This window comes from Microbacterium sp. USHLN272, from assembly GCF_037149655.1.
Taxonomy (GTDB): domain Bacteria; phylum Actinomycetota; class Actinomycetes; order Actinomycetales; family Microbacteriaceae; genus Microbacterium; species Microbacterium galbinum.
In genome coordinates this window covers 1918464-1933080 of the sequence record NZ_JBBCRA010000001.1, presented here as the reverse complement: position 1 = coordinate 1933080, position 14617 = coordinate 1918464, and the positions used below count along the sequence as shown (strand labels likewise).

The window sequence follows — 14617 nt, the reverse complement described above, 5'->3', positions numbered from 1 at the left end:
GCGTGAGGGGTCAAGACACGCCCTGCGACCGTGCCTGCGTGGGGCGTGTCTTGACCCCTCACGAATGGAGCGCGGAACCACAGGATGCTGAGGAGTCAAGACACGCCGCGCTAGCAGGTCGGCGTGCGGCGTGTCTTGACTCCTCGCGGGGAAGGGAGGGGACGGGAAGGGAAGGGGTCAGCCCTGCCGCCGCTTGCGCTCGGCGCGCGTCTTCGGCTCGGGCGTCTCGACCGTCGGGATGCTGTCGGTGTGCACGGCGGGGTGGTCTCGCTCGAGCGCGGCACCCTCCATGTCGACGTTGGGCAGCAGGCGGTCGAGCCAGCGCGGCAGCCACCAGGCCGACTTCCCGAGCAGGTGCATGAGCGCGGGCATGAGCAGCATCCGCACGACGAACGCGTCGAGCAGCACACCGAACGCGAGGCCGAAGCCGATCGAGCGGATAATCGTCGACTCCGAGAAGATGAACCCGCCGAACACCGACACCATGATGAGGGCGGCGGCGATCACGACCGAGCGGCCGGCGCGGAAGCCCTGCGCCACGGCATCCCGGGCCGACGCCCCGTGCACGTACGCCTCGCGCATGCCGGAGGCGAGGAAGAGTTGGTAGTCCATCGCGAGGCCGAACAGGATGCCGACGAGGATCACCGGCAGGAAGCTGAGGATCGGTCCGGTGCTGTGCAGCCCGATGATCTCGGCACCCCAGCCGAACTGGAACACCGCCACGATCAGGCCGTACGTCGCGAAGAGCGACAGCACGAAGCCTCCGGTGGCGATGACCGGCACGAGCAGCGAGCGGAACACGACGATCATGATCAGCAGCGAGAGCCCGACGACGACCACGAGGTACAGCGGCAGGACTCCGGCGAGTGCCTCGGAGATGTCGATGTTGACGGCCGCCTGACCGGCGACGCCGAGCGTGATGCCGCCGTCGAGTTCGGGCAGCGAACGGATACTCTGCACGAGCTGTTCCGTCGACGCGCTGTTGGGGCCTTCGGCCGGCAGCACCTGGAAGGCGAGGAGTGTGTTGTCGTCGGAGGTCGCGACGGGCGCGACGGCGACCACGTCGTCCTGATCGGCGAGCTTCTGCGCGACCTCGACCTGGGTGGCGAGCAGGTCGTCGTCGCTGACCGCCTCGTCGAGGGTGGCGGTGACGAGCAGCGGCCCGTTGGCGCCTTCGCCGAACTGCTCGTTCACGGCGTGGAAGGCGCGGTAGCTGGTGGAGTCGCTGGGCTCGCTGCCGCCGTCGGGCAGGCCGAGGCGCATCGACATCGAGGGGATCGCGATGATGAGCAGGCCCACGATGCTGACGAGCACGGTGACGATGGCGCGCAGCGTGGACATGCGCTTCACGGGCTTGCCGGTGGCGTGCGGCTTGCCGACGGTCGCGCGGGCCTTCTTGCCGAGCAGACGGTCGCCGATGAGGCCGAGGATCGCGGGGGCGAGGGTGATCGCGACGAGCACGGCGACGGCGACGCACACGGCGCCGACGGTGCCCATGAGGCCGAGGAACGGCACACCCGTGACGTTGAGGGCGAGCAGCGCGACGATCACGGTCGCGCCGGCGAAGACGACCGCGGTGCCCGAGGTTCCGGTGGCGAGCCCGATCGATTCGCGCACGGGGGATCCGGCGAGCAGCTGCTTGCGGTGGCGGTTGACGATGAAGAGCGAGTAGTCGATGCCGACCGCGAGCCCGAGCATCACACCCAGCACGGGGGTGACGGATGCCATGTCGACGACGCCCGAGAAGGCCAGCGACGAGGTCACGCCGACGCCCACGCCGACGATCGCGGTGATGATGGGGAGTGCGGCGCCGATCAGCGAGCCGAGCATGACGATGAGCACGACCGCCGCGAAGGCGAGTCCGATCGCCTCGCCGATGCCGAAGATCTCGGGAACGCCCTGGGCGATGTCGGTGCCGAAGTCGACCGTGGTGCCCTCGACGGCGGTGTCGTCGAAGTGCGAGATCGTTCCCTGCTTGACCTCTTCGGAGAGTTCGAGGCGTGGGTCGACGAACGAGACGTTGACGATGGCGGTCGAGCCGTCGTCCGAGACGACGCCGATGCCGTCCGTGAGGTCGAGGAGAGTGGTGCCGAGGTCGAGCTGCTCGGCGTTGGCGTCGAGGTCGTCACGGTTCTGGTCGATCGTCTGCTGCTGGGCGTCGAGGGCGGCGAGCTGAGAGGTGAGCGCGGCCTTCTGCCCCTCGAGCACGGTGATCTGCTGTGCCGGGGCTCCGGCCGCCTGGGCCTGGGCGATGCCGGCGTCGATCTGCGCGATGCCGTCTTCGAGCTGGGTGCGTCCGCTGTCGAGCTGGGCCTGACCGGCATCCAGCTGCGTGCGGCCGTCGGCGATCTGCGCGGCGCCGTCGGTGAGCTCCTGCTCCTGGTCGGCCTGCTGCTGCTGGGCGTCGAAGGGGTCGATGACCCGGGCGACGCCGTCGAGGTCTTCGGCGCTCGCCGCGAGCGCCGAGATCTCCTTCTTCTGCTCGTCGGTGAAGGGCTCGCCGTTCTCGGTCTGGTAGACCACGGTGCCCGTGCCTCCGGCGGTGTCGGGCAGCTTGTCGGCGAGCTCGTCGATGACCTCGCCCGAGGCGGTGCCGGGGATGTCGAAGCTGTTGCTGAGCGTGCCGCCGAGCGCAAGGAACGCGCCGACCCCGAGGCCGAGGACCACGACCCACGAGATGACCACCGTCCACGCCTTGCGCGCAGCGAAAGAACCCAGACGGAAAAGCAGTGAAGCCAAGACGATCTCCTTCAGACTCGTTGAGCATACGGCACGTCTCGTCTAGAGATCTGTGGCTATCCTGAATGGATGGTGAACGAGCATCGAAGCGGACCCGTGCGCAGCACCGCCGCGCGCGAGGCGATCCTCGACGCCACGGCCCGGCTGTTCCACAATCAGGGCTACGACCGGCTGACGATCGAGGGCATCGCGAAAGAGGCCGGGGTCGGCAAGCAGACCATCTACCGGTGGTGGCCGTCGCGCGGAGCCCTGATCGGGGAGTGCCTCGCCGAGGGGCGGCTCATCCCCGTCGACTTCGTCGTGCCGTACACGGGCGACCTCTCCGCCGACGTCGAGGCGTGGTTGCGCAGCGTGCTCGCGATCCTCGACGAACCCCAGGGTGGCGCTTTGCTGCGCTCGCTGGTCGCGGCGGCGACCGAGGACGCCGGAGTCGGCCAGCACCTCGGTGAGAGTCTGGGCGTGGAGGAGCATCTCGGCTCGCGGCTGCGCGCCGGCATCCGCGACGGCCAGCTGGCCGAGGATGCCCCCGTCGCGCAGATCGGCCGCGCGATCCTCGGCGCCATCATCGTCGAGTCGCTGGGGCGCGAGAAGCGCGACTCCGAGGGCGTCGTGCGGTTGGCGCGGTTCCTGTTCGCGCGCTGAGCGCCCTTCGTCTCGCTGCGCTCGCTCAGGGACCGGGCTCTCCCCCCTCGGTCGCTGAGCCAAGACGCTGGGTCGCTGAGCTTGTCGAAGCGTCCCCTCCGCAGAACGGGAGGACATCTCGCGTATCGCAGGGGCATCCGCGGTATTCGATCCTGCAGAAGGCGAGATCTCCTGCGTTGCGGTGCGCGGGGTCGGGCCCTTCGACAGGCTCAGGGACCCAGTTTCAACGCTGGGTCGCTGAGCCGACCGCCCTGGGTCGCTGAGCTTGTCGAAGCGTCGCAGGCCCGGGAAGCGGATGCCTCAGAAACCGGGGAGCAGGGTGAACAGCGTCGCGCCGCCACCACCGAGGATCAGCGCGATGATGACCGTCCACGCGATCACCCGGATGCGCCGGTTGCGGCGCTCGCCGAGGTCGCCGTAGTCCTCGCTGAGCTCGGGCCGGACGCTCTCGCGCCGGGCCGGCTCGTTCGGCTCGCGCCGGCTGAGGTCGCTCATCAGGAAACCTGTTCGGTGACGGTCGGACCGAAGTACGACGGCAGCGTGGCGGCCGAGCGCTCGCGCAGCTCGGCGACGGGGATCGTGAAGACGTCCTGCACCTCGAGCTGCGGCTCGCTGTCGGTCACGCCGATGCGCATGACCGGGTAGCCGCGTCCCTCGCAGAGGCCGCGGAACTTCACGTCGTCCTCGCGCGGCACGGTCACGATGACGCGACCGGTCGACTCGGAGAACAGGGCGGATGCCGCATCCACACCGTCGCGGTCGATGATCTCGGTGAGCCACACGCGGGCGCCGACGCCGAAGCGCATGACGCCCTCGGCGAGGGCCTGGCCGAGGCCGCCCTCGGAGACGTCGTGCGCCGACGAGATCAGCCACTCGTCGCGCGCGGCGGCGAGCAGGCCCGCGAGGCGCTTCTCGCCCGCGAGGTCGACCTTCGGGGGCAGGCCGCCGAGGTGCTGGTGCACGACCTCGGCCCACGCCGAACCCGAGAGCTCGGTCGAGGTGGTGCCGAGCAGGTAGATGTTCTGGCCCTCGTCCTGCCATCCCGAGGGGATGCGACGCGAGACGTCGTCGATGATGCCGAGCACGCCCACGAGCGGGGTGGGGTGGATCGGCACGTCGCCGGTCTGGTTGTAGAACGAGACGTTGCCGCCGGTGACCGGGGTGCCCAGTTCGAAGCATCCGTCGGCGAGGCCGTCGACCGTCTGGCCGAACTGCCACATGACCTCGGGGTTCTCGGGAGAACCGAAGTTGAGGCAGTCGGTGATCGCGGTGGGCACGGCGCCGGTGACGGCGACGTTGCGGTACGCCTCGGCCAGGGCCAGCTGCGCACCCGAGTAGGGGTCGAGCTGGCAGTAGCGGCCGTTGGCGTCGGTCGAGATCGAGAAGCCGAGACCCGACTCCTCGTCGACGCGGATCATGCCGGCGTCGTCGGGGAAGCTCAGGGCCGTGTTGCCGAGCACGTAGTAGTCGTACTGGTTGGTGATCCAGCTCGTGTCGGCCAGGTTCGGCGAGCCCACCAGCGCGAGGAACTGCTCGCGCAGGGTGTCGGCGTCGTTCGCGCGGGGCAGCAGCTCGGCGGCATCCGCCTGTAGTGCGTCGATCCACGTCGGGTAGGCGACCGGGCGGTCGTAGACCGGGCCGTCGACCGCGACCGTCGAGGGGTCGACGTCGACGATGCGCTCGCCCTGCCAGTCGATGACGAGGCGTCCGTCGCCGGTGACCTCGCCGAGCACGGAGGTCTCGACCTCCCACTTGTTCACCACGGCGAGGAAGGCGTCGAGCTTCTCGGGCGCGACGATCGCCATCATGCGCTCCTGCGACTCCGACATGAGGATCTCTTCGGCGGTCAGCGAGGGGTCGCGCAGCAGCACGTTGTCGAGCGACACCTTCATGCCGCTGTTGCCGTTGGCGGCGAGCTCGCTGGTCGCGCACGAGATGCCCGCGGCGCCGAGGTCCTGGATCGCCTCGACGAGCTCGTCGCGGTAGAGCTCGAGGCAGCACTCGATGAGCACCTTCTCGGCGAAGGGGTCGCCGACCTGCACCGCGGGGCGCTTGGTCGGGCCGCCGTCGGCGAACGTGTCGGAGGCGAGGATGCTCGCGCCGCCGATGCCGTCGCCACCCGTGCGGGCGCCGAACAGCACGACCTTGTTGCCGACGCCGGTCGCGTTGGCGAGCTTGAGGTCCTCGTGGCGCAGCACGCCCACCGCGAGCGCGTTGACGAGCGGGTTGGCCTGGTAGACCGAGTCGAAGACCGTCTCGCCGCCGATGTTCGGCAGGCCGAGGCAGTTGCCGTAGAAGCTGATGCCGCTGGTCACGCCGTGCACGACGCGGGCGGTGTCGGGGTGGTCGATCGCACCGAAGCGCAGGGCGTCCATGACCGCGACCGGGCGGGCGCCCATCGAGATGATGTCGCGCACGATGCCGCCGACGCCGGTCGCCGCGCCCTGGAAGGGCTCGATGAAGCTCGGGTGGTTGTGGCTCTCGGCCTTGAAGGTGACGGCCCAGCCCTCGCCGACGTCGATGACGCCCGCGTTCTGGCCCATGCCCACCATGAGGCGTTCCTTCATCTCGTCGGAGACCTTCTGGCCGAAGCGGCGCAGGTAGTTCTTGCTGCTCTTGTACGAGCAGTGCTCCGACCACATGACCGAGTACATCGCCAGCTCGCCCGAGGTGGGGCGGCGTCCGAGGATCTCGCGGATCTTCGCGTACTCGTCGGGCTTGAGTCCGAGCGCCGCGTAGGGCTGCTCCTTCTCGGGCGTCGCGATCGCGTTCGAGACGGAGTCGGGGACGTGCTTGCGGGCAGGTGCAGGGGCGGTGGTCACGCACACTCCAAGAGGAAGGGGCCGGCGGGGCAGTGCCAGTCTACCGGGGTGCGGTCGGGTGGCCGGCCGGGTGTCGTGGGGGTGGTGGATCGGTGGTTCGGGTGCGTGGATCGGTGGTTCGGGTGCGCCGATCGGTGGTTCGGGGTGCACCGATCGGTGCGAAATGCCGGTTCTGGGACCGCATTCCCGACGTTTCGCACCGATCCGTGCAGTCGTGCGCGCTTCAGGGGGCGGATGCCGCGGCCAGGCGGGCCGAGAGAGCGGCGGATGCCTCGGCGAACTCCGCGGGTCCCTCGATCGTGAAGGGGGCGTCGAAGCGGGCGACCGCGGCGACCAGACCGGTCCACGACCAGGACCCGAGCGTGAGGCGGCAGCGTCCGTCGGGGAGCTGCTCGAGATCGCCGTCGTCGAGGTGCGGAGTGATCTCGCGGGCGGGCAGGTCGATCACGACGGTGCCGACGCAGGGCCAGCGGTCGGCGGCATCCGATCCCTTCGACCGTGCCGCGAGGAAGGTGCGGGCGTCGATGCCGCCGGGCAGCGCGCGCGGAGTGAACGCCGGGCCGGTCGGGATGCGGGGGTGCAGGCGGTCGAGGCGGAAGACGCGCCAGTCGTCGCGGTCGAGATCCCACGCGATCAGGTACCAGCGGCCCTGGCGCGACACGACATCATGCGGCTCGACGCGGCGGCGCGCGGCATCCGCCTCTGTCGCTCCGTAGTCGAAGCGCAGCACGTGCCGGTCGCGCACTGCGGCCGTCACCGCTTCGAGGGTGGCGGGGTCGACGCGGTCGGCAGCCGTCGATCCCTGGAAGCGGATGCCGTCGATCCGATGCCGCAAGCGCGAGGGCATGACCTGGCGTACCGTCGCGAGCGCCCGCTCGGCTCCCTCGTCGATGTCGATGCCGCTCGCCGGGATGCTCTGCAGGGCGACCGCGACGGCGACGGCCTGCTCGTCGTCGAAGAGGAGGGGTGGGAGCTCCGACCCGGCGGCGAGTCGGTACCCGCCGTCGGGTCCCTTGATCGCGCCGATCCGGTAACCGAGATCGCGGAGCCGGTCGACGTCGCGGCGCACCGTGCGCGGGCTCACCTCGAGACGCTCGGCGAGCACGGCGCCGGGCCAATCGCGCTGCGTCTGCAGAAGAGAGAGCAGTGCGAGCATCCGTGACGAGCTTCCGGCCATGTCTCTTATTGTGCTCCGAGAAGCGGACCGAAACTGACCTCTTCTGTCGAGAGAGTGGGCGCACGGGCATCCGCTCGGCTCATCTCTCACAGGAGGAATCATGACCGTCACCACCACGACCCACCTCAACTTCGCCGGCACCGCACGCGCGGCGCTCGACTTCTACGCCGAGGTCTTCGGCGGCACCGTCACGGCGGCGACCTACGGGGACTTCGGCATGCCGGCCGACGTGCCGGGTGCCGACGAGGTCGTTTTCGGGCAGATCGCCGGGGGCGCGATCGCACTGATGGCCTACGACATCCCCGGAGCGACGGACGCTCCGGCCGGGGTCACCCGTCGAGAGAACGGTGTGACGATCACCGACCGTCCGTTCTTCCAGTCGCTGCGGGCCTCGTCGCTCGACGAGCTCACCGGGTACTGGGAGGCGCTCGCCGTGGGCGCGACCGTCGTCGAGCCGCTCGCCGCGTCGGCCTGGTCGGCCGGATTCGGCATGCTCACCGACCGGTTCGGGGTGACCTGGGTGCTCGACGTGGCGTGAGGCCGGTCGGCGCTGTACCCAACTCAGGAAGAACTGGTCGAATCGGGCCGGAATGGGGGTTCTGGGGACGATTCGGCCGACTTTTCCTGAGTTGGGTACGGGGTGCGGGCGAGTCGGCGTGCGTCACTCGGGCCGCTGCAGGCGCTGCGCCCGCAACGCGAAGTCGAGGTGCTGCTGCGCGATCGAGCGGATGCCGACGAGCAGCAGTCCGATGAACAGCGACGCCGCTCCGAACCAGAAGATGACGGTGCCGAGCTGTGTCTGGAAGATCGCCCAGTCGACGTCGCGATCCGCGTTGATCGTGCCGAGGAACGCGCCGATCGGCAGAAACAGTGCGGCGACGACGAACAGCGTCGGCGCGAGCGCGGGCAGGGCGATCCGGTTCGGACGCACGTGGGGTGCGGGGGAGTTCGTCATGCCGCCGAGTCTAGGAGTTACCACCGCACCGATCGGTGCGAGATGTCGGTTATCCGGCGGCAGAACCGACATCCCGCACCGATCGATGCGCGTGCCGGGGCGGGTCAGTCGCGGCGGGTGCGATCGATCAGGCGCCAGGTGGCGGGGAGGAGTCCGGCCATCGCGACGATCTTGATCGCGTCGCCGATGAGGAACGGCACGACGCCGAGGCCGATCGCGGTGGGGATGTCGACCCCGGCGAAGGCCGCGAGCCAGGGCACGCCGCACGCGTAGATCGCGAGCGAGCCGAGGCCGGCGAGGCCGAGCGTCGAGAGCACGGAGCGGTCGGCTCGGCGGCGTGCCAGAGTGCCGACCAGCAGGGCGGCGACCACGTAGCCGACGATGTATCCGAACGACGAGAACGCCCAGCCCGCATTGCCGCCGGCGAACAGCGGCACGCCGATCACGCCGAGAGCCAGATAGAGGAGCGCGCTCGCGCTTCCGCGCAGGGGTCCGAGCGAGGCGCCCGTCAGCAACACGGCGAAGGTCGCGAGCGACAGCGGCACCGGCGTGAACGGAAGCGGAATGGCGATGTATCCGGCGACCGTGATGAACGCGGTGCCGACGAGCGTGAGTGCGATATCCCGCACCCGTGCGCCGGGAACGAGGTCGGCGAGCACCAGAGCGGAGCGCGGGGAGACGGCGGATGCTGACATGGGAAGTTCCTCCTGAACACTGTTCACCTGAACACTGTTCGGTACAGTAGCACCATGAACGCGGCATCCGCAGATCAGCCCGCCCCGAGGCGCAGCAAGCCCGACGTCGTCGACGCGGCCATGAGCGTTCTCGCCGAGAACAGCATCGCCGGGCTCTCGATGCGCCGCATCGCCGACGAGCTCGACGTGCAGGTGAGTGCGCTGTACTGGCACTTCCCGAACAAGCAGGCGCTTCTGGCCGCGGTCAGCGCCCGCATGGTCGCCGGCGAATCGGACGCCGAATCGGATGCCCCCGACCTCACCGCCACGGCCACCGCGCTGCGCGACCGTCTCCTCGCCCACCGCGACGGCGCCGAGGTCGTGTCGAGTTCGCTCGCCCTCGGGCTGCTCGACCTTCCCGCTCGGCAGCGGCTCGTCGACGCGGCGCTCGCCGCGGGGCTCACGGATGCCGCGGCCGAGGTCGCCGCCGACACCCTGGTGCACTACGTGATCGGGTTCACGTTCCACGAGCAGCAGCGGGTGCACGCGGCTGTCATCGGGGCCGCGGATGCCTCCGTCGACCTCTCACCCGCGCGACTCGCCTCCCCGGGCGCCAGCCCGGACGACGACTTCGCCGCCGGCCTCGCGCTCATCGTCTCCGGCATCCGCTCGGCCGCCGTCGCGGGGCGCTGATCTCTCGCGGGGCGGGACGCTTCGACAGGCTCAGCGACCCGGGTTCCTCGGCCGCACCTGCAACTGGGTTCCTGAGCTTGTCGAAGGGCCTCGTCCAAGACGCCGAGGGGTCAGAACACGCCGTGCCGCGGCATCCGTCTACGGCGTGTCTTGACCCCTCACCGCCCGCCGACCGCACGCGAGAGCGCCCGCCCCCGGAATCCCGGGGACGGGCGCTCGCGTGTGTCAGCCGATCAGACCTCGATCAGACCTCGAGCTTGCGGCGCCGAGCGGCGACGAACATGCCTCCGCCGACGAGCAGCACGAGGGCCAGCAGGCCGAGTGCCGTGGGCAGTTCGCCCCCGGTCTGGCTGAGCTCGCCCGAGCCGTCGGGGTCGCCGGGGGTGACGGCTCCGCCGCCGCCGGTGCCGCCGTCGGTGCCCCCGCCGTTGTCGGGGTCTTCGCCTCCGCCGGGAACCTCGGCTGCGGCGACCGCGACGGTCGCCTCCGACGTGACCGATCCGCTGCGGAAGCCCTCGAGGGTGCCCGTGACCGTGACCGTGATGCGGGCGCCGAGAGCGGATGCCGGGATCACGAAGCTCGGTCCGGCATCGACGGCGCGAGCGGCCATCAGCCCGGCGGGCTCGTCGACCGGCTCTTCCTCGTCCTCCGCGGGAACCTCGACCGGAACACCGTCGATCGCCCACTCGTAGGTGAGCTCGGTGCCCTCGGGCCAGCCCGCGGAGGTCGCGGTCAGCGTCTCGCCGACGACGGCCTCACCCGTGATGGTGGGCAGCTCGGTCGGGGCGACGATCTCGACGACCGAGGTGTCGACCGCGCACGTCTCGGTGCAGCTTCCACCGAGAGTGAGGGGCTTCACGGCCAGCGCGAACGAGCCGCCGGCGGATTCCTCGCTGATCGTCGCGTCGATGGTCAGCGACGCGCTCGTGCCGACCGCCGTGCCGACCGGGATCGGCCAGCTGAGTGTTGTGCCGTCGAGCGTGGCGCCCTCGGGCACGACCAGGTCGGCGTTCGCGAGCAGAGCGCTCACGTCGACCGACACGACCGACGAGGCCAGCGGCACGCGACCGGTGTTGAGCGCCGTGACGGTGTACGACACGGTCTCGCCCGGGTAGAGCGCGACCTCGGGGCTGCCGCCGCTGAGTGCGACCGAGTACTTGTCGGGCCAGGCGGGCTTGCCGGGCTCGAGGATCCAGTCGGTCCAGAAGGCGGTGAGGTCGAAGCCCGAGAGCTCCTCGGCCAGGGCCTTCAGGTCGGCGCCGGCGAGGCTCTTGCCCGCGTTGTCGACCTGCCACTGCTTGATCAGGGTGAAGTACGGCTCATCGCCGATCGCGACCCGCAGCGCCGCCCAGAACTGCGCGCTGCGCGTGTAGGTCTGGTAGCCGTAGAGGTTGGCCGAGTCGGTCTGACCGCCGGGTGCGATGTTCCAGTTGGCGCTGGTCGGAGCGGTGTTGTTCCACGAGTTGAAGTACGTCTGCTCCGAGAGGGTCGCGCCGGCGGCCGGTCCCTCCGAGGAGTTGTAGTACGTCGGACCCCAGGTCGCCATGCCCTCGCCCATCCAGATGTCGGTCCACGTCGACGGGGCGACGTTGTTGCCGTACCACTGGTGCACGAGTTCGTGGATGAGCGTGTTGCCGTTGACCGAGTTCACGCTCGGGAAGAACGAGCGGTCCTGCGTCTCGAGTGCGTAGTTGATCGCGCTCGGAACGGTCTTCACGATCACGCCGGTGCTGTTGCCCGGGTAGGGACCGTAGATGCGCTCGAGGTTCTGGGTGATGGTCTGCAGCTGCGTGATGCGGTTGCGCACCGTGGTCTTGTTCGCGTCGCTGAGGCCGAAGTCGATGAACGACCACGACGGGATCGTGCGACCGTCGAGCAGCGTGATGCTGCCCTCGACGACCTCGTAGCGGCCGATGCCGATGACGACGAGCTCCGACGCCATCTGCTTCTGCTGGCGCCAGGTCCACGTGGTGCGCTCGCCCGACTGGCTGACGACCTTCGACTGCAGCTCGCCGTTGCTCGCGACAGCGCCCGGGGCGCTCACGCCCGCGGTGTTGGTGAGGGTCGACGGGGCATCCACCGTGATCGTGTAGGTGGCCTTGTCGCCGGGGGTGTTGTTGTGCGGGAAGCCGGTCATCATGCCGATGGGCTGGCCCAGCAGCATCGCGCCGTCGTTCGTGCCACTCCAGCCTTCCTGGCTGTCGTCGGCGTCGGTGTGGAACACCGGAACGCCGCTGTAGTTCACGGTGACGGTGAACTCGCCGGTGACGGGGGTCGCCGGGGTCACGATGAGCTTGTACTTGATGGCTGCCGCGTCGATGTCGCGGGACCAGGTGGCGGGCTGACCGTTCACGAACACGCTGTCGACGGTCAGACCCTCGAAGTCGAGCGAGAACGAGCGCAGCGGCGCGAGGGCGCGGGCCGTCATGGTGGTGGATGCCGAGTCGAACTTGCCCGTGACGACGGCGGTGCTGCCCGTGCCGGCGACGCCGGTCGGGCTCCACGCGATGTCGATGTCGTAGTCGAGGGCGTCGTATCCGCCGTTGCCGACGTTGGGGAACATGGCGTCGCCCGAGGTGCGGGCTCCGTCGATCGGGTCGTCGGCGGCGGATGCCGGAACGGCGGTGGCGAGGAGGGAGCCGGCGAACAGCGCGGTGACCATGGTGGTCGCGAGCAGCCGCCGACGTCGGAGAGGAGTCAGTCGGGTCATGAGTGCTTTCGGGTAGGCAGGAACGAAAGGCGACCGGTCACGTCGTCGTGGTGCAGGGGTGGCTTGTGGCCGGGGTCGCGAATGCGGGTTGATCGCAACCTAGGGAAGTCCTATGTCGGCAATATATCGCCATTGTGTCGGGCAGATTGCAGGAATTTTTCCTGTCCCGTTACCTGCCGTCGAGGGATCCGGCAAGGGGGTTCTGCGGGGCGGTGCCGTCGCGTAGACAGGGGGCAGATCGAAGGAGAGATAGGCATGGCTGCCGGCGACATAGTGACGTTTCACCGCAACGGAATCTGGTTCAACCGCATCGAAGGAGAGGCGGGGGTGATCGGATCGGGATATCTCACCGAAGCGGATGCCGTCGTCGCGGGCCGCGGCTCGGCCGCTGCGCGCCAGGTCGAGCACCTCATCCACGACGAGGAGCCTCCCGCCGACGCCGATGACCCGTACGCGCGGCATCCGCGCGATCGTGTCGGGGTGTCGATGCAGGGCTGAGCCTCGGCATCCGAATCTTCCGGTCGCGTCCGCGCGCCCGGGCAAGGATCGAGAGCGCACCGTCACCACCCCTGGGCGGTGCGCTCTCGTGTGTGCGGGTGAGTTCTCGAGCCGGGTGGAGCCGCTAGGGGAGGAGTTCTCGCGTTCCGCAGGACTGAATCAGGGTTTGGCTCCTGCGGAACGCGAGATCTCCTCCCGACCGGTGCGGGCGCGCACCGAACGCGCGCAGGCGGATGCCGCGGGATGAAGATCCGCGTCAGGGCTTCTGCACCCCGGCATCCGTGCCGTGCTCGGCTTCGAACGCGCGAGTGTCACGGCGGACATTGCGCAGCGTGAAGACGCCCACGAGCACGAAGAGCAGCATCGCGATGGCACCGAGCCACCGCAGGTCACCGACGCCGTCGAGCGACAGCACCACGATCCACAGCGTGAGGAGAACCGCCGCGATGACGGTCTGGACGAGTGCCAGAACTCTTCGTCGCTGCAGGGCGAGACGCTGTTGGATCAGTGACGGTTGCGGGGCGGCATCCTCGGGCATCGGACGAGGCTAGTCGGTCTCGACACCTGGCACCACCCCTGCCGCCGGAGTGCACTGATCGGTCAGAAATGTCGGTTCTCCGGGTCGAGAACCGACATTTCCGACCGATCGGTGCACTCCGGCGCGCGGCGAGAGGCCTACTGCACCGACCAGCCGCCGTCCGAGGCGAGGATCGCGCCGTTGATGTTCACGCCGTCGTCCGACAGCAGGAAGGTGATCGAGGCGGCGAGCTGCTCGGCGGTCGCGACGGTCGGGATCGCCTGCTGGAACGGGGAGAGGCGGGCCGAGCCGTACTCCGACATGTGCGGGGGCATCGGGATGCCGGTGGCCACCCCGCCGGGAGCGACGCTGTTCACGCGAATGCCCTTCGGGCCGTACATGAACGCCGCGGACTTCGTGACGCCGATGATGCCGTGCTTGCTGGCGGTGTAGGCGTTGCCCGAGGCGTTGCCGCGCAGACCCGCCTCGCTCGAGACGTTGAGGATCGACCCGCGGCCGGCCTTCTCCATGATCGGCAGCACCGCGCGCATGAGCTTGAAGGGCGCGGTGAGGTTGATCGCGATGACGCGATCCCACACGGCATCCGGAGTCTCGCCTGCGGGCGAGAAGTCGTCGTTGATGCCGGCGACGTTCGCGAGTCCGTCGATCGTGTCGCCCGCGGCGGCGATGACGGCGTCGATCGCGTCCTGCTTGGTGAGGTCGCCGGCGACGGTGACGATGTCGGCATCCGGGTTGTCGGCCTTGAGGGCGTCGAGCTTCTCGGCGGCGATGTCGCTGGCGATCACGCGTCCACCTTCGCGGGCGATGCGTTCGGCGGTCGCCCTCCCGATGCCGGATGCCGCGCCCGTGACGATCACGGTCTTGCCGGTGAACCGGGCGCCGGCCTCGACGACCGGCTCGGCCTCCTCGACCGGCAGGACGCCGCCGTTGGCCGCGCGCACGAGGTCGTCGACGACCGACTGCGGCATGGCGCCCTGGCTCATCGCGACGAGCTGCTGCAGCGGCAGGCCGAGCACGGGGGTGAGGAGCGACGGGTCGGCGCCGGTCTGCTCGAAGAGTCCGCGGATGAGCGGGCCGCCGGTCGGGTCGTCGAGCCATTCGCCGATGGTGGAGTGGGCGGTGAGGGCCATGTCGTGCTCCTTGTTCGGGTTTCTGCGAGTTTCGCAACG

The 14617-nt window shown here is 69.6% G+C and carries 13 protein-coding genes; 4 read left to right on the top strand and 9 right to left on the bottom strand.

The genetic code is table 11. From position 1 onward, the window contains the following. Positions 1-177: 177 nt before the first annotated feature. The gene (locus WFJ97_RS09255) at positions 178-2739 is read right to left on the bottom strand and encodes an MMPL family transporter (RefSeq protein WP_336641270.1); all 2562 of its coding nucleotides are present in this window, start codon (positions 2737-2739) and stop codon (positions 178-180) included. 69 nt (positions 2740-2808) lie between these two features. Here WFJ97_RS09255 and WFJ97_RS09250 point away from each other — a divergent pair, with 69 nt between their 5' ends. Then, a complete protein-coding gene (locus WFJ97_RS09250; protein ID WP_247623844.1) occupies positions 2809-3381 on the top strand; it encodes a TetR/AcrR family transcriptional regulator in 573 nt (190 codons plus the stop codon). Between the two features lie 300 nt (positions 3382-3681). Here WFJ97_RS09250 and WFJ97_RS09245 read toward each other — a convergent pair whose 3' ends face one another. The 3 genes from WFJ97_RS09245 to WFJ97_RS09235 form a co-directional block, all read right to left on the bottom strand. Then, the gene (locus WFJ97_RS09245) at positions 3682-3876 is read right to left on the bottom strand and encodes a hypothetical protein (RefSeq protein ID WP_247623843.1); all 195 of its coding nucleotides are present in this window, start codon (positions 3874-3876) and stop codon (positions 3682-3684) included. Continuing rightward, complete coding sequence (gene purL / locus WFJ97_RS09240) at positions 3876-6203, bottom strand: phosphoribosylformylglycinamidine synthase subunit PurL (protein ID WP_336641269.1); 2328 nt, start codon at positions 6201-6203, stop codon at positions 3876-3878. Before purL ends, WFJ97_RS09245 begins: the two co-directional genes overlap by 1 nt. 223 nt (positions 6204-6426) lie before the next feature. Further along, entirely contained in the window at positions 6427-7380 is a 954-nt protein-coding gene (locus WFJ97_RS09235; protein ID WP_336641268.1) for a helix-turn-helix transcriptional regulator, read from the bottom strand. Between the two features lie 100 nt (positions 7381-7480). Between WFJ97_RS09235 and WFJ97_RS09230 the strand changes: the two genes are divergently transcribed. After that, complete coding sequence (locus WFJ97_RS09230) at positions 7481-7918, top strand: VOC family protein (RefSeq protein ID WP_336641267.1); 438 nt, start codon at positions 7481-7483, stop codon at positions 7916-7918. Positions 7919-8041: 123 nt separating this feature from the next. On the opposite strand, the gene WFJ97_RS09225 is transcribed toward WFJ97_RS09230, so the two are convergent. Then, positions 8042-8335, bottom strand: a complete 294-nt coding sequence (locus WFJ97_RS09225) for a hypothetical protein (protein WP_336641266.1) — start codon at positions 8333-8335, stop codon at positions 8042-8044. Positions 8336-8439: 104 nt separating this feature from the next. Next, a complete protein-coding gene (locus tag WFJ97_RS09220; RefSeq protein WP_336641265.1) occupies positions 8440-9030 on the bottom strand; it encodes a biotin transporter BioY in 591 nt (196 codons plus the stop codon). Between the two features lie 54 nt (positions 9031-9084). Here WFJ97_RS09220 and WFJ97_RS09215 point away from each other — a divergent pair, with 54 nt between their 5' ends. Then, positions 9085-9702, top strand: coding sequence for a TetR family transcriptional regulator (locus WFJ97_RS09215; RefSeq protein WP_336641264.1), 618 nt, complete (start codon positions 9085-9087; stop codon positions 9700-9702). Positions 9703-9946: 244 nt separating this feature from the next. Here the strand turns inward: WFJ97_RS09215 and WFJ97_RS09210 are convergent, their stop codons facing one another. Continuing rightward, positions 9947-12412 (bottom strand): M1 family metallopeptidase, encoded by a 2466-nt coding sequence (locus WFJ97_RS09210; RefSeq protein ID WP_336641263.1) that lies wholly within the window; start codon positions 12410-12412, stop codon positions 9947-9949. A gap of 255 nt (positions 12413-12667) precedes the next feature. Between WFJ97_RS09210 and WFJ97_RS09205 the strand changes: the two genes are divergently transcribed. Next, a complete protein-coding gene (locus tag WFJ97_RS09205; RefSeq protein WP_247633243.1) occupies positions 12668-12910 on the top strand; it encodes a hypothetical protein in 243 nt (80 codons plus the stop codon). A 256-nt stretch (positions 12911-13166) separates the two neighbouring features. Here WFJ97_RS09205 and WFJ97_RS09200 read toward each other — a convergent pair whose 3' ends face one another. Both WFJ97_RS09200 and WFJ97_RS09195 read right to left on the bottom strand, forming a co-directional pair. Beyond that, complete coding sequence (locus WFJ97_RS09200) at positions 13167-13448, bottom strand: hypothetical protein (protein WP_336641262.1); 282 nt, start codon at positions 13446-13448, stop codon at positions 13167-13169. Positions 13449-13585: 137 nt separating this feature from the next. After that, complete coding sequence (locus WFJ97_RS09195; protein ID WP_336641261.1) at positions 13586-14578, bottom strand: SDR family NAD(P)-dependent oxidoreductase; 993 nt, start codon at positions 14576-14578, stop codon at positions 13586-13588. Between the last annotated feature and the right edge of the window lie 39 nt (positions 14579-14617).

Excerpts from the sequence above, each read along its gene's own strand:
- WFJ97_RS09250 (WP_247623844.1), top strand. The coding sequence starts at position 2,809 with ATGGTGAACGAGCATCGAAGCGGACCCGTGCGCAGCACCGCCGCGCGC.
- WFJ97_RS09245 (WP_247623843.1), bottom strand. The coding sequence starts at position 3,876 with ATGAGCGACCTCAGCCGGCGCGAGCCGAACGAGCCGGCCCGGCGCGAG.
- WFJ97_RS09235 (WP_336641268.1), bottom strand. The coding sequence starts at position 7,380 with ATGGCCGGAAGCTCGTCACGGATGCTCGCACTGCTCTCTCTTCTGCAG.
- WFJ97_RS09230 (WP_336641267.1), top strand. The coding sequence starts at position 7,481 with ATGACCGTCACCACCACGACCCACCTCAACTTCGCCGGCACCGCACGC.
- WFJ97_RS09225 (WP_336641266.1), bottom strand. The coding sequence starts at position 8,335 with ATGACGAACTCCCCCGCACCCCACGTGCGTCCGAACCGGATCGCCCTG.
- WFJ97_RS09220 (WP_336641265.1), bottom strand. The coding sequence starts at position 9,030 with ATGTCAGCATCCGCCGTCTCCCCGCGCTCCGCTCTGGTGCTCGCCGAC.
- WFJ97_RS09215 (WP_336641264.1), top strand. The coding sequence starts at position 9,085 with ATGAACGCGGCATCCGCAGATCAGCCCGCCCCGAGGCGCAGCAAGCCC.
- WFJ97_RS09210 (WP_336641263.1), bottom strand. The coding sequence starts at position 12,412 with ATGACCCGACTGACTCCTCTCCGACGTCGGCGGCTGCTCGCGACCACC.
- WFJ97_RS09205 (WP_247633243.1), top strand. The coding sequence starts at position 12,668 with ATGGCTGCCGGCGACATAGTGACGTTTCACCGCAACGGAATCTGGTTC.
- WFJ97_RS09200 (WP_336641262.1), bottom strand. The coding sequence starts at position 13,448 with ATGCCCGAGGATGCCGCCCCGCAACCGTCACTGATCCAACAGCGTCTC.
- WFJ97_RS09195 (WP_336641261.1), bottom strand. The coding sequence starts at position 14,578 with ATGGCCCTCACCGCCCACTCCACCATCGGCGAATGGCTCGACGACCCG.